At 29.5% G+C, this 18,344-nt stretch carries 17 protein-coding genes and 1 pseudogene; 11 read left to right on the top strand and 7 right to left on the bottom strand.

The features are described from left to right. Positions 1-132 precede the first annotated feature (132 nt). The gene (locus tag ARA56_RS03305) at positions 133-714 is read right to left on the bottom strand and encodes a chromate transporter (RefSeq protein ID WP_055263938.1); all 582 of its coding nucleotides are present in this window, start codon (positions 712-714) and stop codon (positions 133-135) included. Further along, positions 711-1,247: a chromate transporter gene (locus tag ARA56_RS03310; RefSeq protein WP_055263940.1), complete on the bottom strand. Its 537-nt coding sequence runs from the start codon at positions 1,245-1,247 to the stop codon at positions 711-713. The genes ARA56_RS03305 and ARA56_RS03310 overlap by 4 nt, the downstream gene beginning before the upstream one ends. A gap of 151 nt (positions 1,248-1,398) precedes the next feature. On the opposite strand from ARA56_RS03310, the gene ARA56_RS03315 reads away from it, so the two are divergent. The 4 genes from ARA56_RS03315 to ARA56_RS03325 all read left to right on the top strand — a co-directional run bounded on the left by ARA56_RS03315 (position 1,399) and on the right by ARA56_RS03325 (position 4,789). Beyond that, positions 1,399-1,770, top strand: coding sequence for a DUF2500 domain-containing protein (locus ARA56_RS03315; RefSeq protein ID WP_055263942.1), 372 nt, complete (start codon positions 1,399-1,401; stop codon positions 1,768-1,770). 136 nt (positions 1,771-1,906) lie between these two features. Beyond that, positions 1,907-2,785, top strand: a complete 879-nt coding sequence (locus ARA56_RS03320) for a cation diffusion facilitator family transporter (protein ID WP_055263944.1) — start codon at positions 1,907-1,909, stop codon at positions 2,783-2,785. 51 nt (positions 2,786-2,836) lie between these two features. Further along, positions 2,837-2,974: a hypothetical protein gene (locus tag ARA56_RS16775; protein WP_172675735.1), complete on the top strand. Its 138-nt coding sequence runs from the start codon at positions 2,837-2,839 to the stop codon at positions 2,972-2,974. 189 nt (positions 2,975-3,163) lie between these two features. Then, the gene (locus ARA56_RS03325; protein WP_055263946.1) at positions 3,164-4,789 is read left to right on the top strand and encodes a Na/Pi cotransporter family protein; all 1,626 of its coding nucleotides are present in this window, start codon (positions 3,164-3,166) and stop codon (positions 4,787-4,789) included. A gap of 134 nt (positions 4,790-4,923) precedes the next feature. Here the strand turns inward: ARA56_RS03325 and ARA56_RS03330 are convergent, their stop codons facing one another. Then, positions 4,924-5,955: a DUF3824 domain-containing protein gene (locus ARA56_RS03330; RefSeq protein ID WP_055263948.1), complete on the bottom strand. Its 1,032-nt coding sequence runs from the start codon at positions 5,953-5,955 to the stop codon at positions 4,924-4,926. 159 nt (positions 5,956-6,114) lie between these two features. On the opposite strand from ARA56_RS03330, the gene ARA56_RS03335 reads away from it, so the two are divergent. Then, on the top strand, positions 6,115-6,675 hold the full coding sequence (locus ARA56_RS03335; RefSeq protein ID WP_055263950.1) for a hypothetical protein: 561 nt from the start codon (positions 6,115-6,117) through the stop codon (positions 6,673-6,675). A gap of 255 nt (positions 6,676-6,930) precedes the next feature. Next, a complete protein-coding gene (locus tag ARA56_RS03340) occupies positions 6,931-7,800 on the top strand; it encodes a tRNA 2-thiocytidine biosynthesis TtcA family protein (protein ID WP_055263952.1) in 870 nt (289 codons plus the stop codon). 240 nt (positions 7,801-8,040) lie between these two features. Here the strand turns inward: ARA56_RS03340 and ARA56_RS17160 are convergent, their stop codons facing one another. After that, a complete protein-coding gene (locus ARA56_RS17160) occupies positions 8,041-8,550 on the bottom strand; it encodes a hypothetical protein (protein WP_341379896.1) in 510 nt (169 codons plus the stop codon). A 312-nt stretch (positions 8,551-8,862) separates the two neighbouring features. Then, positions 8,863-9,909, bottom strand: a complete 1,047-nt coding sequence (locus ARA56_RS16920; RefSeq protein WP_242855859.1) for a carbohydrate-binding domain-containing protein — start codon at positions 9,907-9,909, stop codon at positions 8,863-8,865. A gap of 289 nt (positions 9,910-10,198) precedes the next feature. Here ARA56_RS16920 and ARA56_RS03350 point away from each other — a divergent pair, with 289 nt between their 5' ends. Together ARA56_RS03350 and ARA56_RS03355 are read left to right on the top strand one after the other, a co-directional pair. Further along, complete coding sequence (locus ARA56_RS03350) at positions 10,199-10,951, top strand: polyphosphate polymerase domain-containing protein (RefSeq protein WP_055263954.1); 753 nt, start codon at positions 10,199-10,201, stop codon at positions 10,949-10,951. Beyond that, positions 10,945-11,634 (top strand): annotated as a pseudogene (locus ARA56_RS03355) (DUF4956 domain-containing protein). Before ARA56_RS03350 ends, ARA56_RS03355 begins: the two are co-directional and overlap by 7 nt. A 55-nt stretch (positions 11,635-11,689) precedes the next feature. Here ARA56_RS03355 and ARA56_RS03360 read toward each other — a convergent pair. Further along, the gene (locus tag ARA56_RS03360; RefSeq protein ID WP_055263956.1) at positions 11,690-12,130 is read right to left on the bottom strand and encodes a MarR family winged helix-turn-helix transcriptional regulator; all 441 of its coding nucleotides are present in this window, start codon (positions 12,128-12,130) and stop codon (positions 11,690-11,692) included. A gap of 188 nt (positions 12,131-12,318) precedes the next feature. On the opposite strand from ARA56_RS03360, the gene ARA56_RS03365 reads away from it, so the two are divergent. From ARA56_RS03365 to ARA56_RS03375, 3 genes are all read left to right on the top strand, one after another. Beyond that, the gene (locus ARA56_RS03365) at positions 12,319-14,589 is read left to right on the top strand and encodes an ABC transporter ATP-binding protein (protein ID WP_055263958.1); all 2,271 of its coding nucleotides are present in this window, start codon (positions 12,319-12,321) and stop codon (positions 14,587-14,589) included. Continuing rightward, positions 14,582-16,417: an ABC transporter ATP-binding protein gene (locus ARA56_RS03370; protein WP_055263960.1), complete on the top strand. Its 1,836-nt coding sequence runs from the start codon at positions 14,582-14,584 to the stop codon at positions 16,415-16,417. Before ARA56_RS03365 ends, ARA56_RS03370 begins: the two co-directional genes overlap by 8 nt. Positions 16,418-16,635: 218 nt before the next feature. After that, positions 16,636-17,439, top strand: a complete 804-nt coding sequence (locus tag ARA56_RS03375; RefSeq protein ID WP_055263962.1) for a putative ABC transporter permease — start codon at positions 16,636-16,638, stop codon at positions 17,437-17,439. A gap of 77 nt (positions 17,440-17,516) precedes the next feature. Here the strand turns inward: ARA56_RS03375 and ARA56_RS03380 are convergent, their stop codons facing one another. Then, the gene (locus ARA56_RS03380) at positions 17,517-18,263 is read right to left on the bottom strand and encodes an FAD-binding oxidoreductase (RefSeq protein ID WP_055263964.1); all 747 of its coding nucleotides are present in this window, start codon (positions 18,261-18,263) and stop codon (positions 17,517-17,519) included. Between the last annotated feature and the right edge of the window lie 81 nt (positions 18,264-18,344).

Raw genomic sequence — 18,344 nt, forward strand, 5'->3', positions numbered from 1 at the left:
TTATAACCTCCTATTTGTCGTGTCAAAAAACTTGTTCATTTAGAAATAATTTCATATAAATATATGAATAAAAAATAAAAAGACCGTCTACTGAAATGATTTTAAAAATCATTTCAGAGACAGCCCCTTTTTTTATCCTGCCATTGAAAAAATAATTCCAATAACTGCTGAAGCTGCAATAAATACTACTGGATGTAGTTTTTTTGTAGCTTTTATTTTATTAGTAAGTATAAAAAGTATTATAGCTAGTAAAATTGCTCCAAAATTAAATAGGTCTAATATTGAGCCAGTAGCTTTAAATTTATCAGAATTTGTTAATGATAGCATTATTACAGGTACACCAGCAGCAGCTATTAATGCTGTAGAAGTTGGTCTTAAAGAGTAAAATATTGATTTAACTATATGGCTATCTTTAAACTTAGATAAGAACTTAGCTATAATAAGAATTACTATTATAGATGGAGCTATAAGTCCTAAAGTAGCTATTACAGAACCAAGAGGTCCTGCAGAAGTAAAACCAACATATGTAGCCATATTTACACCGATTGGTCCAGGAGTTGATTCAGATACTGCTATCATATCTACAAGTTGAGCTTGCGTAAACCAACCAGTCTTTAAAGCCATAGCATCTAAAAATGGAAGAGTAGCCATACCACCACCAACGGCAAAAAGGCCCGTCTTAAAGAATTCATAAAAAAGCATTAAATAAATCATTTATTTTCCCTCCATTTAAGTATTACTCCAGCTATACCAGCGAAAAGGACAAATACTATAGGTGATAAATTTGTAAAAATAGCTGCAATAAAAATTATAAAGAAAATTATTGTTGTAGCTATATCTATAACAGAACTTTTCCAAAGCTTGATTACAGCATTGATAATAAGTACACTTACACATATACGTATTCCGGCAAAAGCATTTTTAACAATGGCTAAATCAGCGAAGTTTTGAAGAAATGCTGCGATTAGAGTGATTATTATTAAAGAAGGAAAAACAACTCCAAGTGTAGCTACAATACCTCCGATATTACCAGCACATTTTTGTCCTATAAAGGTAGCTGTATTAACTGCAATTATTCCAGGAGTGCATTGGCCAATAGCATAATAATCCATTATTTCTTCATTAGTTACCCATTTTCTTTTTTCTACTACCTCACGTTGCAAAATTGGTAGCATTGCATAACCACCACCAAAGGTAAGCCCACCAATCCTAGCAAATGTGAAGAATAAATCTAATAATTGTTTCATTATTTATAATTCTCCTTATTTAAAAATACTTGATTATATTACCAAGTTTTTATACTTAGATGGTATAATAAAGATATACTAAATTATAATAGCACTTTTTTTTATATATTTAAATATTAATAAATTATGAATTATTTAAGGGGGGGACATCATGTTTGAAATGGGAATGTTTAATATAATGTCATTTATATTTCCAATATTTTTTATAGTATTTTTTGCAATGTTTATTTTTATAATAGTTAGCAATATAAAAGAATGGAGTAATAATAATAAACAACCAATTATACCAGTAGCTTCAACTATTATCTCAAAGAGGATTAATGTATCTCATCACCATCATGGAGAGACACATACTACCTCAAGAAGTACAACATATTATACAACTTTTCAATTTGATAATGGTGAAAGACTTGAGCTAAAAGTATCAGGTAAGGAATATGGATTAATGGCTGAAGGAGATAAGGGGATTTTATCTTTTCAAGGAACAAGATTTATTAGTTTTGAAAGAGAGAATAGATATTAAAAAAGAAGCTACATAACGTAGTTTCTTTTTTAATTATCATATATACTTAATGATAATTATTATCATAGTAAAAATGAGAACTTTGTTTGAAAATATCAATATAATATTAAAGAAGTACTAAAAAGGGGATATTACTATGGTGGAAGGAAAAGAAAATAAGTATCATATGATAAAAAAAGTACTAATAATAATATTGATAGCAAATTTTGCAGTATCGGTAGCAAAGATAATTATTGGTTATATAACTAAGAGCTTAAGTTTATCGGCAGATGGTTTTCACTCCTTTTCTGATGGGGCATCAAATATTGTTGGATTAATAAGTATAACTTTAGCTTCAAAACCAATAGATAATGAGCACCCATATGGTCACAAAAAAATAGAAACAATGGCTAGTTTAATAATTGGAGGAATGCTAGTATTTCTTACTTATAATATAGTGGTACAGTCAATACAGAAGTTTTTTAATCAGACAGAAATTACAGTTAGTTTAGAAAGCATTTTAATATTATTATCAACTTTGTGTATTAATATTTTTGTGGCTTATTATGAAAACAAGCAAGGTAAAAAATATAATAGCTCTTTCTTAATAGCAGATTCAATTCACACTAAAAGCGATATTTTTGTATCTATTGGAGTTTTAACTACTTTGATATGTATAAAAATGGGGGTACCTCCAATAATAGATGTTTTTGTATCAATTATTGTTGCTTGCTTTATTTTATATGCTGCCTACGAGATATTTAAGGATGCTTATAATGTGCTTATAGATAGTAAAATTTTGGATGAAGAGAAAGTTAGAGATGTGGTTATGAAGAGCTTCAACAATGTTAAAGATGTTCATAATATAAGATCAAGAGGTGGAAAAGATTATATTTTTCTGGATATGCACATAAAGGTAAATCCTGATTTACAAGTAAGTGAAGTTCACTCTCTTGTTCATAATATCGATAAAGTAATAAAGAAAAAAGATGAGAGGGTTATTGAAACAATAATTCATGTAGAACCATTTAAATGATTTACTAGATAAGTTTACAAGATTATAGTCAGTTTACGCTGAGGTTATGGTTTGACTTCGTCAAAGGTTATTGGGAAGCTTTGGACCCAGGTTATGGATTTGGCGAAGCAACCATCACCATTACATAATGAATCTATCACTTCTACGTGGTTTGTGCATTACTTTCATGAGATGAACCATAACTGTTGAGCTTTAGTAAACAATAGTTTATTATGTTAAATCTTTTTAATATATTTTTAACATTTAATGATAGATAGAAGAGATAAAAAATCTGTAAAATGAAAAGTTTACATAAAAAAGCATTGTTTAACTAGTGTATATAATGGTATTATATACTTGTAAAAAATTATTAATTATCGAGAGGAATAATAATTAAATATGAGTAATTTTGAAATTTTTACAGGAATTTTTGGAGGTTTAGGTTTATTTCTATATGGAATGAAGCTAATGGGAGATGGTCTTGAGAATATGGCTGGGGACAAGCTAAAAAGCATCCTAGAAAAAATAACAAGCAATAGACTTATGGGGGTTTTTGTAGGGACTGTTGTTACAGCTATAATTCAAAGCTCAAGCGCAACTACAGTTATGGTTGTAAGTTTCGTTAATGCTGGTTTAATGTCATTAATGCAAGCTACAGGTGTAATTTTAGGAGCAAATGTTGGGACAACTATCACTGCTCAAATGGTAAGCTTTAAGTTAGATGCTATAGCACCAATATTTATAGGTGTTGGAGCAGTAATAATGCTTGCAGCTAAGAAGAAGAAAACTAAAGATTTAGCGTACATACTTTTAGGGTTTGGTATATTATTCATGGGTATGGGGATGATGTCAGGAGCTATGAAACCTGTATCTAAGCTACCTATATTTGAAGAGTTCATAGTTATAATGGGAAGTAATCCGTTATTAGGAGTACTTGTCGGAGTAATAATGACGGCGATATTACAAAGTTCATCTGCTACAACAGGTATATTAGTTGCTTTAGCAGCAGCTGGAACTATCGATATGAAATTAGCTTTCCCAGTTGTGTTAGGTTGTAATATAGGGACTTGTGTAACTTCTATGATGGCAGCGATAACAGCTAATAGAACAGCTAAGAAGGCAGCTCTATTACATTTAACATTTAAGATTTTAGGAACTATAATATTCCTACCTTTTGCATCACAAGTAGTAAAACTAGTTGGTTATATGACACCAGACAATGTTGGTAGACAAGTAGCTAATGCACATACTATATTTAATTTATCTATAACGATTATAATGTTACCTATTGCAGGGTATGTAGTTAAATTTGTAAATCGTATATTACCTGATAAAGAAGATGAAGAAAAAGAAGGAGCTATTTACCTAGACAAAAAGTTATTAGAGACTCCGGTTGTTGCTAGTGGACAAGTTGTTAAAGAAACTGTAAGAATGGCTGATATAGCAAAAGATAACTTTAAATTAGCTATGAAGGCGTTCTTTGAAGGTAACGAAGAAGATATAAACAAAGTTTATGAAAATGAGAATTTAATTAATATATTAGAAAAAGAGATTACTGAGTATTTAGTAGAGTTATCTCAACATAATTTACCAGAGGAAAATGCTAAATTATTAAGTGAAGCTTATCACTCTATTAATGATATAGAGAGAATAGGGGATCACTGTGAAAATATTGTTGAGCTTGCTTCGGCTAGAGTAAAGAAGAATATTGAAATTACTGATGATGCATTAGAAGAGTTAGAAGAAATCTATAAAGCAACATTAGATGCGTTAGAGATTGCGATAAGTAGTTATGAAAATGAATCAACAGAACATAATTCAATTATCGATAAAGTTGAAGATAGAATAGATTCATTAGAAAAGAAATTTAGAAGCAATAATATTAAGAGATTAAATAGTAAGAGATGTATGGCTGATGCTGGAGTAATGTTATTTGACCTTTTATCTAACCTTGAAAGAATAGGAGATCATGCAAATAATATAGCAACAGCTAAGGAAGTACACAATAATAGATTACACGCTTAATTTAATTAATAGTTAAGAGTTAATGAAGAAACCGCTGTGAGGCGGTTTCTTTTAATTTACTTAGAAATATAAATTTAAAAGTAAGAGAATTTTTTATGAAAAATAGATATTAGCTTTTCTCTTTTAACTCTTAACTAAAGAGTTCTCCACCTATCAGAGTTTTTTTCTCGTCTTATAGTATATTTAATATATTTAGATATTTCTGAATAGCCAGGAATTTTTTTGATACACACTGAGAATTTAGCAGAGAAAGCCTTTAAAGCAGTAGGAATTGCCTTTAAAGCTGTATTAAATAACTCTAATGGATTAAGATACTTATCCTTCTCTCTCATCATATTTAATGTATCAACAGCAGCTTCAGAACATTCGTCAACTATATTATTTATACTTTCTTTTATTGACTCATCAAAATCAGAAGGATAAGATACTTCAAGTACTATTCTATAAGATGTTACCCTTGTTTTTTTACAAGGAATTTTACTTTGAACACTATTGCCCTCAACTACACCAATTGTCTCAACTAAATAATCGTCTTTAGTTTCAGGAATATCAATATATGCTAGAGTCTTACTGTAAATTTCTCGTACATCAGATAAAGAAAATTCTTGCTTGGTTGCTTCATATTCAACTTCTGAGCCTCTAGTTAAATCGGAAGTTTCGTAATTATAATTTTCTTCTGCTCTATAACAAATAAATGAATCTATTCTTCTTAAATCAACACCGAAATATACCCAACTTCGACCTAGCCATCTAAATCCTGATACAGAACGACTATCAACATTTAATAAATAACACCAATAACTTCTACCATTAGTTTCCCAGATATATGTGAATTTATAAAGACAAAAACTTATAGAACCTGGACTGACAGCTTTGGTAGATAATCCGTCTTTTTCCCCTTTTTTATCTCCAGAACCGGATAATTTTTGAACTCCTTTATCATTTTTACTAGGTATATAATTTGGAGGACCACCCTGTGGACCACCAGAATTTACAGGAGAACCAGGTGGAGGGGGTGTATTTCCCGGGAAAAAAGGTATGTTTGGCATTGGGAAAAAAGGAGGACCTTGTCTATATTCCTCTTCATATGGAACAAGAGTAAACTCGAAGTTTATATAATCAGAGTTATCATCTTTGGATTCATAGTATTTTCTATCTTCTTTCATTGCAGACTCCTAATAAATTTATCCATAGTTATTATATTAAATAGAGAGGGTTTTGTGACAAAATTGAACTCTATATATAGGTTAATAAAAATTAAATATTACTATGAAACTGTATATGATAAAATTATATAATAAGATTTTATGAAAGAGGGATTTGAGATGGAAAGAAGTATTAGAGAGTTTATAGGGATTACTATAATTATTGTTATTTTATTTTTTGCTATGTCTGGAATATCGTCTTTAGGAAAAAATGAGATTGATCCTGAGACCATTGGAAAATTTAAAATTTATTCTAAAGATATAAATACTGATAAAGAGATAATAGTTGAAGAGTTTGGCTTTTATAAAGATGTAGATACTATAGAAAAAAGATTGAAGATAATTGCAAGTAAGTTGTCAGATAGTGAGTTTAAAATGTTGCCAATAGAGCTTATAGGTATTGAAGAGATAGATGGTAAAATTATAGCTACATTTAATCTAAAAGAGAATGAAGAAAATTTAAATGAATCAGACTGGACTAAATATTCAGAACCTAGTTGGGCTAAGAATTTCTTTCAAGGGTCAGCAGGTGGAAGTTGGACTTGTTATACATTACAAACAACTATGCTTCAACCAGAGTATGATGGTAAATGGATAGATGGGGTAAGATTTTTATATAACGGAGAAGAAAATAAAAATTTTCAACATATTGAAGGTTTAGATCAAATAAAGTATAGATAGTTTATTTGATAGAAATAAATAAGTCAGCTTTTATATAAATAGTGATTGAAGTATATTAAGTTGATTTTATATTGCAATTAGAGTAAAATTGTTATGACTAAAGTAAACTCCTTCTTTGAAGGAATGCACTCAGTGTAACTTCAAGTTACAAAATCTAAGATTTTGACTTTTAGTTAAGTTTGATATTTATAACTTTACTTAAAAGAGATTACTTTATTTTAAGATAAAATGAAAATATACTTATGAGGTGATTAGATGAGCGGTATTGCTGGAAGTGGTTGTGAAAGAATAATACCTGAGGAAGAAAGAAAATCTCTTGAGGAGATTGAGAGAAGTATTATTAAAAGATATAGAAAAGGAATTTGGTCTAAGTTTATAAAGGCAATAAAAGACTATAATCTTGTAGAAGATGGTGATAAAATAGCTGTTGCTATATCAGGAGGGAAAGACTCTTTACTTATGGCAAAGTTATTCCAAGAGCTTCATAAACATAGTCAAGTTAAATTTGATTTAGAGTTTATAGCTATGGATCCAGGATACCATCCACAAATAAGAGAATTATTAGAGGAAAACTGTAAGCATTTAAATATTCCAGTTAATATTTATGAGACTAAGATATTTGACATAATAGATGAAAAGGCTAAGGAATATCCATGCTACCTTTGTGCAAGAATGAGAAGAGGTTCTTTATATGCAAAGGCTAGAGAAATGGGATGTAATAAGCTTGCTTTAGGACATCATTATAATGATGTAATTGAAACTACTATGTTAAATGTGCTTTATGCTGGAAACTTTAAGACAATGCTACCTAAATTAAAGGCTGATAATTTCCCAGATATGGAACTTATAAGACCTCTTTACTATGTTGAAGAAGAATATATAAAGAGATTTATAAGATATACAGGACTTTGGCCATTAAACTGTGCATGTATGGTTGCAGCTAAAAAGGTTGGAAATAAGAGACATGAAATTAAAGATCTTATAGCTAAGCTAAAAGAAAACTTTAATGATGTAGATAAATCTATATTTAAAGCAGCAGCTAACGTAAATATGAATTCTATCTTAGGATGGGAAAAAGATGGAGAGAAGTATTCGTTTTTAGATATATATGACGGAGAAGAATAAATAAAGTGCGAAGCACTTTGGTGAAAAGTTTGACTTCGTCAAAGGGGAAAAGTCAACTAAAGTTCAGGGGAAAACATTGCCTATGGCAATAGGGGGAAATATCTCTAACGAGATGAAATACTTTTTCTGCTACTACAGTAGCGTTTTCACCTTAACATAGTTAAATTTTCTCTGCTACGTAGTAGCCTTTTCACTTCGACGAAGTCGACTTTTAACTTGCGCACTTAGTGCGCACTTTTTTTATGGTCTTGGGGTACGGTTTCCACCCATACCTCCGCCACCAGGCATTCCACCATTCATGCTTCCTCCTTCTGAAGCACCAGATGAAGTGACACTCATAACAGAGCTAGATAGAGTGAAATTTGTAAGCTTTGAACCACCACTATAATTTCCATTTTCATATAGTCCATCAATATCTTCTAAGCTATAATTTCCACCAGTAGAAACTGTGTAAGTATTTCCAGTTTGAAGTTCAGGAGTAGAGATTATTATAGAACTAAATGTTTTTGATGGTGCAAAGGTGATAATCTCATTGCCAGGTTCATCAGTTACATTAACTAAAGTATTAGCTATTCCATTTGTAAATATATTAATAGAAGCTTGAGTAGAAGATGAACTTGGAGATTGGGCCATACCAGAGCTTCCAGCTGCTATAAATGTTCCACCAGTTATATTAAATGTAGTATCATAATCTAAAGCACCATTTCCACTATTTTCAGGACCATTAACAATAACAGTTCCACCAGACATTTCAATTGAACCGTTAGAGTCAACACCATCTCCAGCAGCATCTACATACAGATATCCACCAGTTATATTTATTACACCAGTAGAAGAACTGAATCCGTTTTGTCCTGGTCTACCATTAGTTGAAGAGCCATCATTTCCACCAGCAGCATTTAAGCCGTCATCGCTAGCTACTAGTCTGATATTACCATCATTTATATTTATAGTAGAACTTTCAATACCTTCATAAGATTTTGATATATCTATATTTCCACCATTAATATCAAGTAATGTATCAGAATGTATACCATCATCACCTGAAGCTAAAATTATATCTCATCCATTTATAGTAATGCTATCATTACTATGGATTGAATCATCAGAAGAATCTATAGTAATATTTCCTCCATCTATAGTAATATTAGTTACTGCTTTGATACCTTTAGCACTTGATGAAGAGTCAGTATCTGAGCTTGAAGTTGTAGCACCCCATTGTCCCCATGGATTCATCCTATCATTATTAGTTTTAGTACTAGCATTAGCACTTCCACCACCTGAAGATATTGTAATATTACCATCTAATACTGTTACATTGCTCTCAGCCTGAATTCCATCACAACCTGCAGTTATATTTAATGTTCCAGACTCTATTGATATATAGCCTTTTGTCGTATCTTCTGTATTAGTAGATTTTAATCCATCGCCTTGAGCGTTGACAATTATATTTCCGCCTTTAATAGTAATAGAATCTTTACCTCTAATCCCATCATCTGCAGAATTAACAGTTATATTTCCACCAGTGATTTTTAAGTCGTCTTTACTAGTTATTCCGTCATTATAATTAGCATTTACAGTTAAAGAACCTTCACCCTTTATTGTTAAGTCATCTTTACTGAATATTGCAGAATTAGGCTCATCTGAAGTCGCATCTTGAAGAACATAATTTTCTCCATCAGTTATAGTATTTGTAGTACCTTCAGGTAAAACGATTATTGCATTTTCAGCAGCCTTTACATATATTGGGGCACTATTGGTACAAGTTAAATCTACATTATTAAGCACAAGATAAACATTATTTAAATCAGGACTGTCAACTATTATTTGTCCATCGCTTAAGCTTCCATTGATAGAATAAGTACCTCCAGCTGTTATTGTAACTTTATTATTAGATACAGTGGCACCAGTTCCATCAACTGAGATACTATTTCCTAAAGTAATAGTTGCATCTACTGGCCCCATTTCATCTGAAGTATCAGTAGTAGCTACTGTTGAAGTTATAGTGTTAGAAGTTTCGGTATTATTAGATGTAGCACTTTGTGAACAGGAAACTATTGTTAAACATAGTGCTGTTACTGTAAGCATTGCAATAAATTTTCTTTTCATAATATTTTCCTCCAAAATAAGTTTAATAAATAATTTCTTTTAAATGAAATTATTTAATTTACATTTAAATAATTGAAGTTATTTCTGAAACTTAAAATAAGCAATATGTTTCAGAGGTAATAATTATTTAATACTTAAATTATAAAAAATTAACCTTAAAGAAACCTTAACAGATAAAATCCTTTTATTAAGTGAAAGTTAAAAAAATATTTTTAAGTTAAGCTTCGGTTAAGGTTTCGTTCTTATAATAAAAGCAAATGAACTATTAAACGAAAGGAGACTACGTGGTATGGCAATAAAATCATTTAAAAGATATGAAAAAAAAATTTTAATAAATAAAGAACAATATGATAATTTGATTCCGATATTACTTAAATATATGGATTATGATGAGTATTGCAAAGATGGAAGGAAATATAGCATTTATAATTTATATTATGATACTGAAAACGATGATGTAATAAGATATTCGATTTATAAGCCTTATTATAAAGAGAAACTTAGGTTAAGAAGTTATAGAACCCCAAAAACTTTAGAAGATAAGGTGTTTTTAGAACTTAAAAAGAAAATAAATGGAATAGTTAATAAAAGAAGAGTAGTAATGACATTAGGAGCAGCATATGAGTTCTTAGAATCAGGAAAGAGACCTCAGACAGAGGATTATATAAATAATCAAGTTTTAAATGAAATAGAATATTATCTAAAAAACAATCCAGTATATCCCAAGGTATATATAGGTTATAGTAGAAAAGCTCTTTTTGGAAAAGAAGATAGGGATTTTAGAGTTACCTTTGATTCAGAGATTATGGCTAGAAGAGATGATTTATCATTAGAAAGTGGAAGTTATGGTAATGAATTATTAGAGGATAATATGTATTTGATGGAAGTGAAAATATTAGGTGCAATGCCATTATGGTTTGCCAATATACTTTCAGAATTAGAGATATATAATACGCATTTTTCAAAATATGGAGATGAGTATGTTAAATATACTTTAGAAAGACAAAATAGTGATCTAAGAAGGAGAGAGAAAATATGTTAGAAAAATTAATGACATCAATCAACAGTGGAACATTTACACTAAACAATGTTCTAATAGTAATAGCCACGGCTATAGTATTAGGGTTAGTTATTAGTCTAACCTATATAAAAACACATAAAAAAGAAGGATATGTACCAAGCTTCACAGTTACATTAATAATGCTTCCAGTAATAATTGCTATTATAATTCTTTTAGTTGGAAACAATGTAGCAAGAGCATTTAGTTTAGCTGGAGCATTTTCAATTATACGTTTTAGAAGTGCACCTGGAGATCCAAAGGATTTATCATATGTATTTTTTACTCTAGCAGTTGGGCTTGCAACTGGAATGGGCTTCATAGGATATGCTGTAATATTCACAATAATTCTTTGTCTATTAATGATTATTATAGAAGTAACAAAATTTGCAGTTCCAAAAAGTAAAGCATTAGAACTAAAAATTACTGTTCCTGAAAATTTAAATTATGAAGGGATTTTTGATGAAATATTAAATAAATATACAATTAGTTAGAATTTATCTAGAGTTAGAACAAGAGATTTTGGAGCTTTATTTGAATTAAGATATAAGCTTAATGTTAAACCAGAATGTGATACTAAAAAGTTTATAGACGAATTAAGATGTCGCAATGGAAATCTTAACATATCTCTTACAAGTGATTTTGCAGATGAGAGAGTATATTCATAAGTAAAGTTTTATATTATAAAGAGCTAGGGCTGCTTATAAACGCAGCACTAGCTTTTTAAATTTTAAGCAATATTTTTTGCATTTTTTTAACTGACTCTTCTAATTCTTTTAAATCATCATCAGACAAAGGTGATATTTTTTTTATTAAGTTAGATTTTACTCTTTGTTCTCGTTCTTTTAAAAAGTTACAAGCTGCCTCAGTAGCCTGAATTCGTATAACTCTTCTATCATTAGGGTCTTGGAATCTATTTATTAAACCTTCACTAACTAACTTATCAATAATAGGTGTCATATTAGGTTTAGATATAGATAAATCATTTCCAATTTGAGATATAGCGCGAGGTCCATTATGAATTAAATAAAATAGAGCTTTTACATGAGATGGTGGTAAGTTACAGTTTTTCAACATTTCTTCATGGTTAAATATCCTTTTATTTAGAGATAATAGTAACATATATAAATCATTTGAAATATTATTTAAATTAGTGTTATCCATTTTTGCCTCCTTAGAGAATTCTTTAGTATTATTATAATTCAATTGATAAAAATATACAAGAAAATAGTTATAGAAATATAACTATTATAAAAATATAATTATATTTCCATAAAAGTTATTGACATATAATAGTTATAAAAATATAATTATTTTATGTTAAAAAATAGTTTGTAAAGGAGATAGAGTAAATGAAGAAGATTATAAAGCACTTAAAGCCTTTTGTTGGAGCAATATTTATTTCTTTTGTATTGCTTTTTGTTCAAGCTATCTGTGATCTTTCTCTTCCAGATTATATGAGTAATATAGTTAATGTTGGTATTCAACAAGGTGGGGTAGACAATGCAGTACCAGAAATAATAAGAGCTTCTGAATTTGATAAATTATTAATTTTCATTAAAGATGAAGATAAAAGTTTATTTAAGGATAGCTATAATTTATTAGATAAAAGTACTTTATCAGTAGATGAATATGATAAGTATGTAAAAAAATATCCTGAGTTAGCAAATGAAAATCTTTATAAGTTAGATACAAAGAATAAAGAGGATATAAAAAATTTAAATACTGTTATGGGAAAAGCTATAATGGTAACTATGATGTTTGAAAACCAAGGAAATGAATCTATGCTTAATAATATGGCAGGAAATAATACAGATTCAAATCAGATTACTGGAGCATTAAGCCAGATGCCTGAAGGAACAGATGTATTTCAAATGTTATCAATGATGCCTAAAGAACAATTAGATAGTATGTTGTCTCAAGTTGATGAAAAGATATCAGCTGTATCAGATAGCATGATTACTCAAGCAGCAACTACATATATAAAATCTGAATATAATGCTATAGGAATAAATACAGATAAATTACAATCAAACTACATTATTATAGCTGGAGCTAAGATGTTAGGAATAGCATTAATCAGTATGATAGCTACAGTTATAGTAGGATTTATAGCAGCTAGAATTGCAGCAGCATTAGGAAAAAATTTAAGAAAAGATGTATTTACAAGTGTTGTTGGATTCTCAAATAATGAATTTGACCATTTCTCAACAGCATCACTTATTACAAGAAGTACTAATGATATTCAACAGATACAAACGCTTGTAGTAATGCTAATAAGAGTTGTATTTTATGCACCTATATTAGGAGCAGGAGGAATTTTAAAGGTTATTGGAACTAGAACTAATATGGGTTGGATTATTGGAATAGCTGTTTTATCACTATTAACAGTAGTTTCAGTTTTATTTGGATTAGCTATGCCTAAGTTTAAGGTTGTTCAAAAACTTGTAGATAAAGTTAACCTTGTAACTAGAGAATCTTTAACTGGTATGCTTGTAATTAGAGCGTTTAGTACTCAAAAGTACGAGGAAAAGAAATTTGATAATGCAAATAGAGACTTAACAAAAACAAATCTTTTTGTTACTAGAATTACATCTATGATGATGCCAATTATGATGTTGATAATGAATTCTATTTCATTATTAATAGTATGGATAGGAGCTCATAGAATAAATGATGGATTGCTTCAAGTTGGAGATATGATGGCATTTATTCAATATACAATGCAAATTATAATGGCATTTTTAATGATTTCTATGATTTCAGTTATCCTACCAAGAGCTGCTGCATCAGTACAACGTATAGCAGAAGTATTATCAGCAGATGTTTCTATTAAGGATATAGAAAATCCTAAGAGCTTTAATGAAGATCAAAAAGGTATAGTAGAATTTAAGAATGTAAGCTTCAGATATCCAGGTGCAGAAGAAAATGTATTAGAAAATATAAGTTTTATTGCAAAGCCAGGAGAAACTACTGCTTTTATAGGAAGTACAGGAAGTGGTAAATCAACTCTTATTAATCTAATACCTCGTTTCTATGATGCAACTGAAGGTGAAATACTTATTGATGGAACAAATATAAAAGAAGTAAGTCAACATGATTTAAGAGACAAAATTGGATATGTCCCTCAAAAAGGAATGCTTTTCTCTGGAACTATAGAAAGCAACTTAAAGTATGGAGATGAAAATTTATCTGAAGAGGGAATGGTTAAAGCTGCAAATATTGCACAAGCTATGGAGTTTATTTCAAGCAAAGAAAAAGGATTTGAAACTGAAATAGCTCAAGGTGGTACTAACGTTTCAGGTGGGCAAAAACAAAGATTATCTATTGCTCGTGCTCTAGCTAAGAGTCCAGAAATATTTATATTTGACGATAGTTTTTCAGCTCTAGACTTTAAAACTGATGCAACTTTAAGAAAAGCTCTTAAGAGTGAGATATCTGGAAGTACAATGCTTATAGTTGCACAAAGAATTAGTACAATTATGAATGCAGAACAAATTATTGTACTTGATGAAGGAAAAGTAGTAGGAAAAGGAACTCATAGCGAGCTTATGAAAAACTGTGAAGTTTACAAGCAAATAGCTTTATCACAACTTTCAAAGGAGGAGCTAGAGAATGAGTAATCATAAAAAAGGTCCAATGGGTGGACATGGAATGAGAAAAGTTGAAAAAGCTAAAGATTTTAAAGGTACAATGAAAAAGCTTTTAAGTTATCTTAAGCCATATTCTTTATCTATAATATTTGTATTTATATTTGCTGTTGCGTCAGCTACATTTTCAATAGTTGGACCTAAAATATTAGGAAATGTTACAACAGAGATTTTTACAGGACTTATGGAAAAGGTTCAGGGAATAACAGGTGGAGGAATTGATTTTACTTCTATAGGTAGAACAATACTTTTACTATTAGGTTTATACTTAATAAGTGCTTTATTCTCATTTATACAAAGCTTTATTATGACAGGTGTATCTCAAAAAGTATCTTATAATATGAGAAAAGATATATCTGAAAAGATTAATAGAATGCCACTTAAGTATTTTGATACAAAGACTCATGGTGAAGTTTTATCAAGAGTTACTAATGATGTTGATACAGTAAGCCAAACTTTAAATCAAAGCTTATCACAAATATTAACTTCTATAACAACTCTTATTGGTGTACTTATAATGATGCTATCAATAAGTGGAACTATGACATTAGTAGCACTTCTTATAATGCCACTATCAGTAGGGCTTATAGTTGGAGTAGTTAAGAAGTCACAAAAATATTTTAAAGACCAACAAAAGTTTTTAGGTAGCGTTAATGGGCAGGTAGAAGAAATATATTCAGGACATAATATAATGAAAGCATTTAATGGAGAAGAACGTGCTATAAGAGAATTTGACGAATTAAATGAAGAATTATATAACAGTGCTTGGAAATCTCAGTTTTTATCAGGAATGATGATGCCTATTATGAGCTTTATTGGTAATTTAGGATATGTAGTAGTTTCTATATTAGGTGGATGGTTGACTATTAAAAATAGAATAGAGGTTGGAGATATTCAAGCTTTTATTCAATATATAAGAAGTTTTAACCAACCAATAGCGCAAACAGCTCAGATAGCAAATGTACTTCAATCAACAGCAGCTGCTGCTGAAAGAGTATTTGAATTCTTAGATGAAGAAGAAGAAACTAAGGATCCTGTATCTCCAGTTTCAACTGAAGAAATAGAAGGAAAAGTTGACTTTGAGCATGTTCATTTTGGATATAATGAAGATAAGATTATAATAAATGACTTTAATGCTAAGATTAAGCCAGGACAAAGAGTAGCTATAGTTGGACCTACAGGTGCTGGTAAGACTACAATAGTTAAATTGTTAATGAGATTCTATGACGTAAATGATGGCGCAATTTTAATAGATGGTCATGATATCAGAGAGTTTAATCGTGGAGAGTTAAGAAGTTTATTTGGTATGGTGCTTCAAGATACTTGGCTATTTAATGGTTCAATAATGGAAAATATCCGTTATAGTAAATTAGATGCTACTGATGAGGAAGTAATAGAAGCAGCTAAGGCTGCTCATGTTCATAGATTTGTTAAGACATTACCAGATGGATATAATATGGTTCTTAATGAAGAAGCAAGTAACGTATCACAGGGTCAAAAGCAATTATTAACTATTGCTAGAGCTATTTTAGCAGATCCGAAGATATTAATACTTGATGAAGCTACAAGCTCAGTTGATACTCGTACAGAAGTATTAATTCAAAAAGCTATGGATAATTTAATGCATGGTAGAACAAGTTTTATAATTGCTCATAGATTATCTACAATTAGAGATGCTGACTTAATCCTTGTTATGAAAGATGGAGACATTGTAGAGCAAGGAAACCACGAGGAGTTATTAGCTAAGAAAGGATTCTACGCAAATCTATACAATAGCCAATTCGAAGAAGTAGAAGCGTAAGTGAGCCTCCAAATCTTAGATTTGGCAAGGCGAACTTACTCATTCAAACGTATTTGAGTAGCGTGTTTCCTTTAGTAACAGTAAAATTATAGAGAAACTCCCTAAAGGGGAGTTTTTTCTTTTAAAGTGATTTGATTAAGAATTAAATTAAAAAGTTAATAATAAGAATATATTAGGCAGTTAATGGATTAATATGTTAACTTGAGGGGGCTGTTAGTATGTATACACTTATTAAATTTATTTTATACTTTTTAATATATAGTTTTTTAGGATGGATATGTGAAACTATATATTGCTCTATACTTGATAGAAAATTTGTTAATAGAGGATTTTTAAATGGACCTGTATGTCCTGTATATGGTTTTGGGGCATTATTAGTTATAGCTTTATTAAATAAATATAGAGGAGATATTTTTGCTATATTTTTCTTAGGGATGATAGTTACATCTGTTGTTGAGTATATAACTGCTGTAATATTGGAGACAGCATTCCAAACAAAATGGTGGGATTATTCTAAACATAAATTTAATATTCATGGTAGAGTATGTCTTTTAAACTCAACACTTTTTGGATTATTGTCAGTAGTGCTTATAGAAGTAATAAATGTTAGAATTACTACAGTAGTAAATAGTATACCAAAGATGGTTAATGTAGTTTTAGCATGTGTAGCAATGATTATATTTTTATTAGATTTTATTACTACATTAATTGCTATGATTAAGTTAAATAAAAAATTGAATGACTTAATCCAAGTTTTAATAGAGCTAAAGAGTATGAATATTAAATTAAAAGAGTTAAATGAGCATGAATTTGAAGAGGTTATAAAAATGCTTAAAGATAAAAATGAATCAACATATGTAATAGATCAATTAACAAAAATTTATGATAGATATAAAAAGTTAAACGTTAGATCAATATTACAAAGAAGGATACTTAAAGCATTTCCCAATATAGAGCATAAAAAGTATAAAGAACAGTTTATTGGACTAAAAGAAATTATTAATAAAAAGATAAAAAAATAAGTAGCAAAATATTTTGTGAAATTAATTATTAGAAAATAAAGAACTCCCATTTGGGAGTTTTTTATTTGCAGAATATATTATTTATTGGAGAAAAGTTCATAATGAATTCTAGTAGTCGGAACTCCTAATTTTAATAAAGAATTTTCTAATGCTTTCATAAATGGAGGAGGACCACAGAAATAAAAATCAGAGTTCAAATCTACATTGTTTTCCAAATAATCTTTGCTAACATATCCTGAATAATCATAATCTATACCTAGTTTATCATTTTCTAAAGGTTTAGAGTAAAAAATAGTATTTTTTATACCTCGTACTTTTGCTATAGAAGCAATATCATCTTTAAAAGGATGAATTGTGGAATTTTGAACTGCTTGAATAAAATGAATATTATTTCTAGCAGAAGATTCTTCATATAGCATTGATAATAGAGGAGTAATACCAATTCCTGCAGATATTAAAACTAGAGGAGTATTTTTTGAAGAATTGCTTATTGTGAATAAGCCAGTTGGCACCATAGCTTCTATTGAATCGCCAACCTTAAGATTTTCATGTAAATAAGTACTTATTAAACCACCGTCAATTTTTTTAACACTAATTCTATATAGTTCATCATTTGGAAACATTGATAAACTATAAGTTCTAATAATATCTTTATATTTAGGGTCATTAGTTTTTATCTTAAAAGGTAAAAATTGACCTGCTTTATGCTTTACAAGTTTACCACCATCTTTTGATTTAAAATAGAAAGAAATTATTTCTGGGCACACTTCAACTTTATCTACTAAGATAAGTTCTCTAAAACCATTCCAAGAACCGTTAATCATATAAAAACCTCCTTTAATTTTATTATTAATTAATAATAATTATCTACTAATAATAAGCAAAAGTCAATATAATGTGAAAAA

Origin of the sequence: Clostridium disporicum (assembly GCF_001405015.1) — a bacterium.
Classification (GTDB): Bacteria; Bacillota; Clostridia; order Clostridiales; family Clostridiaceae; genus Clostridium; species Clostridium disporicum_B.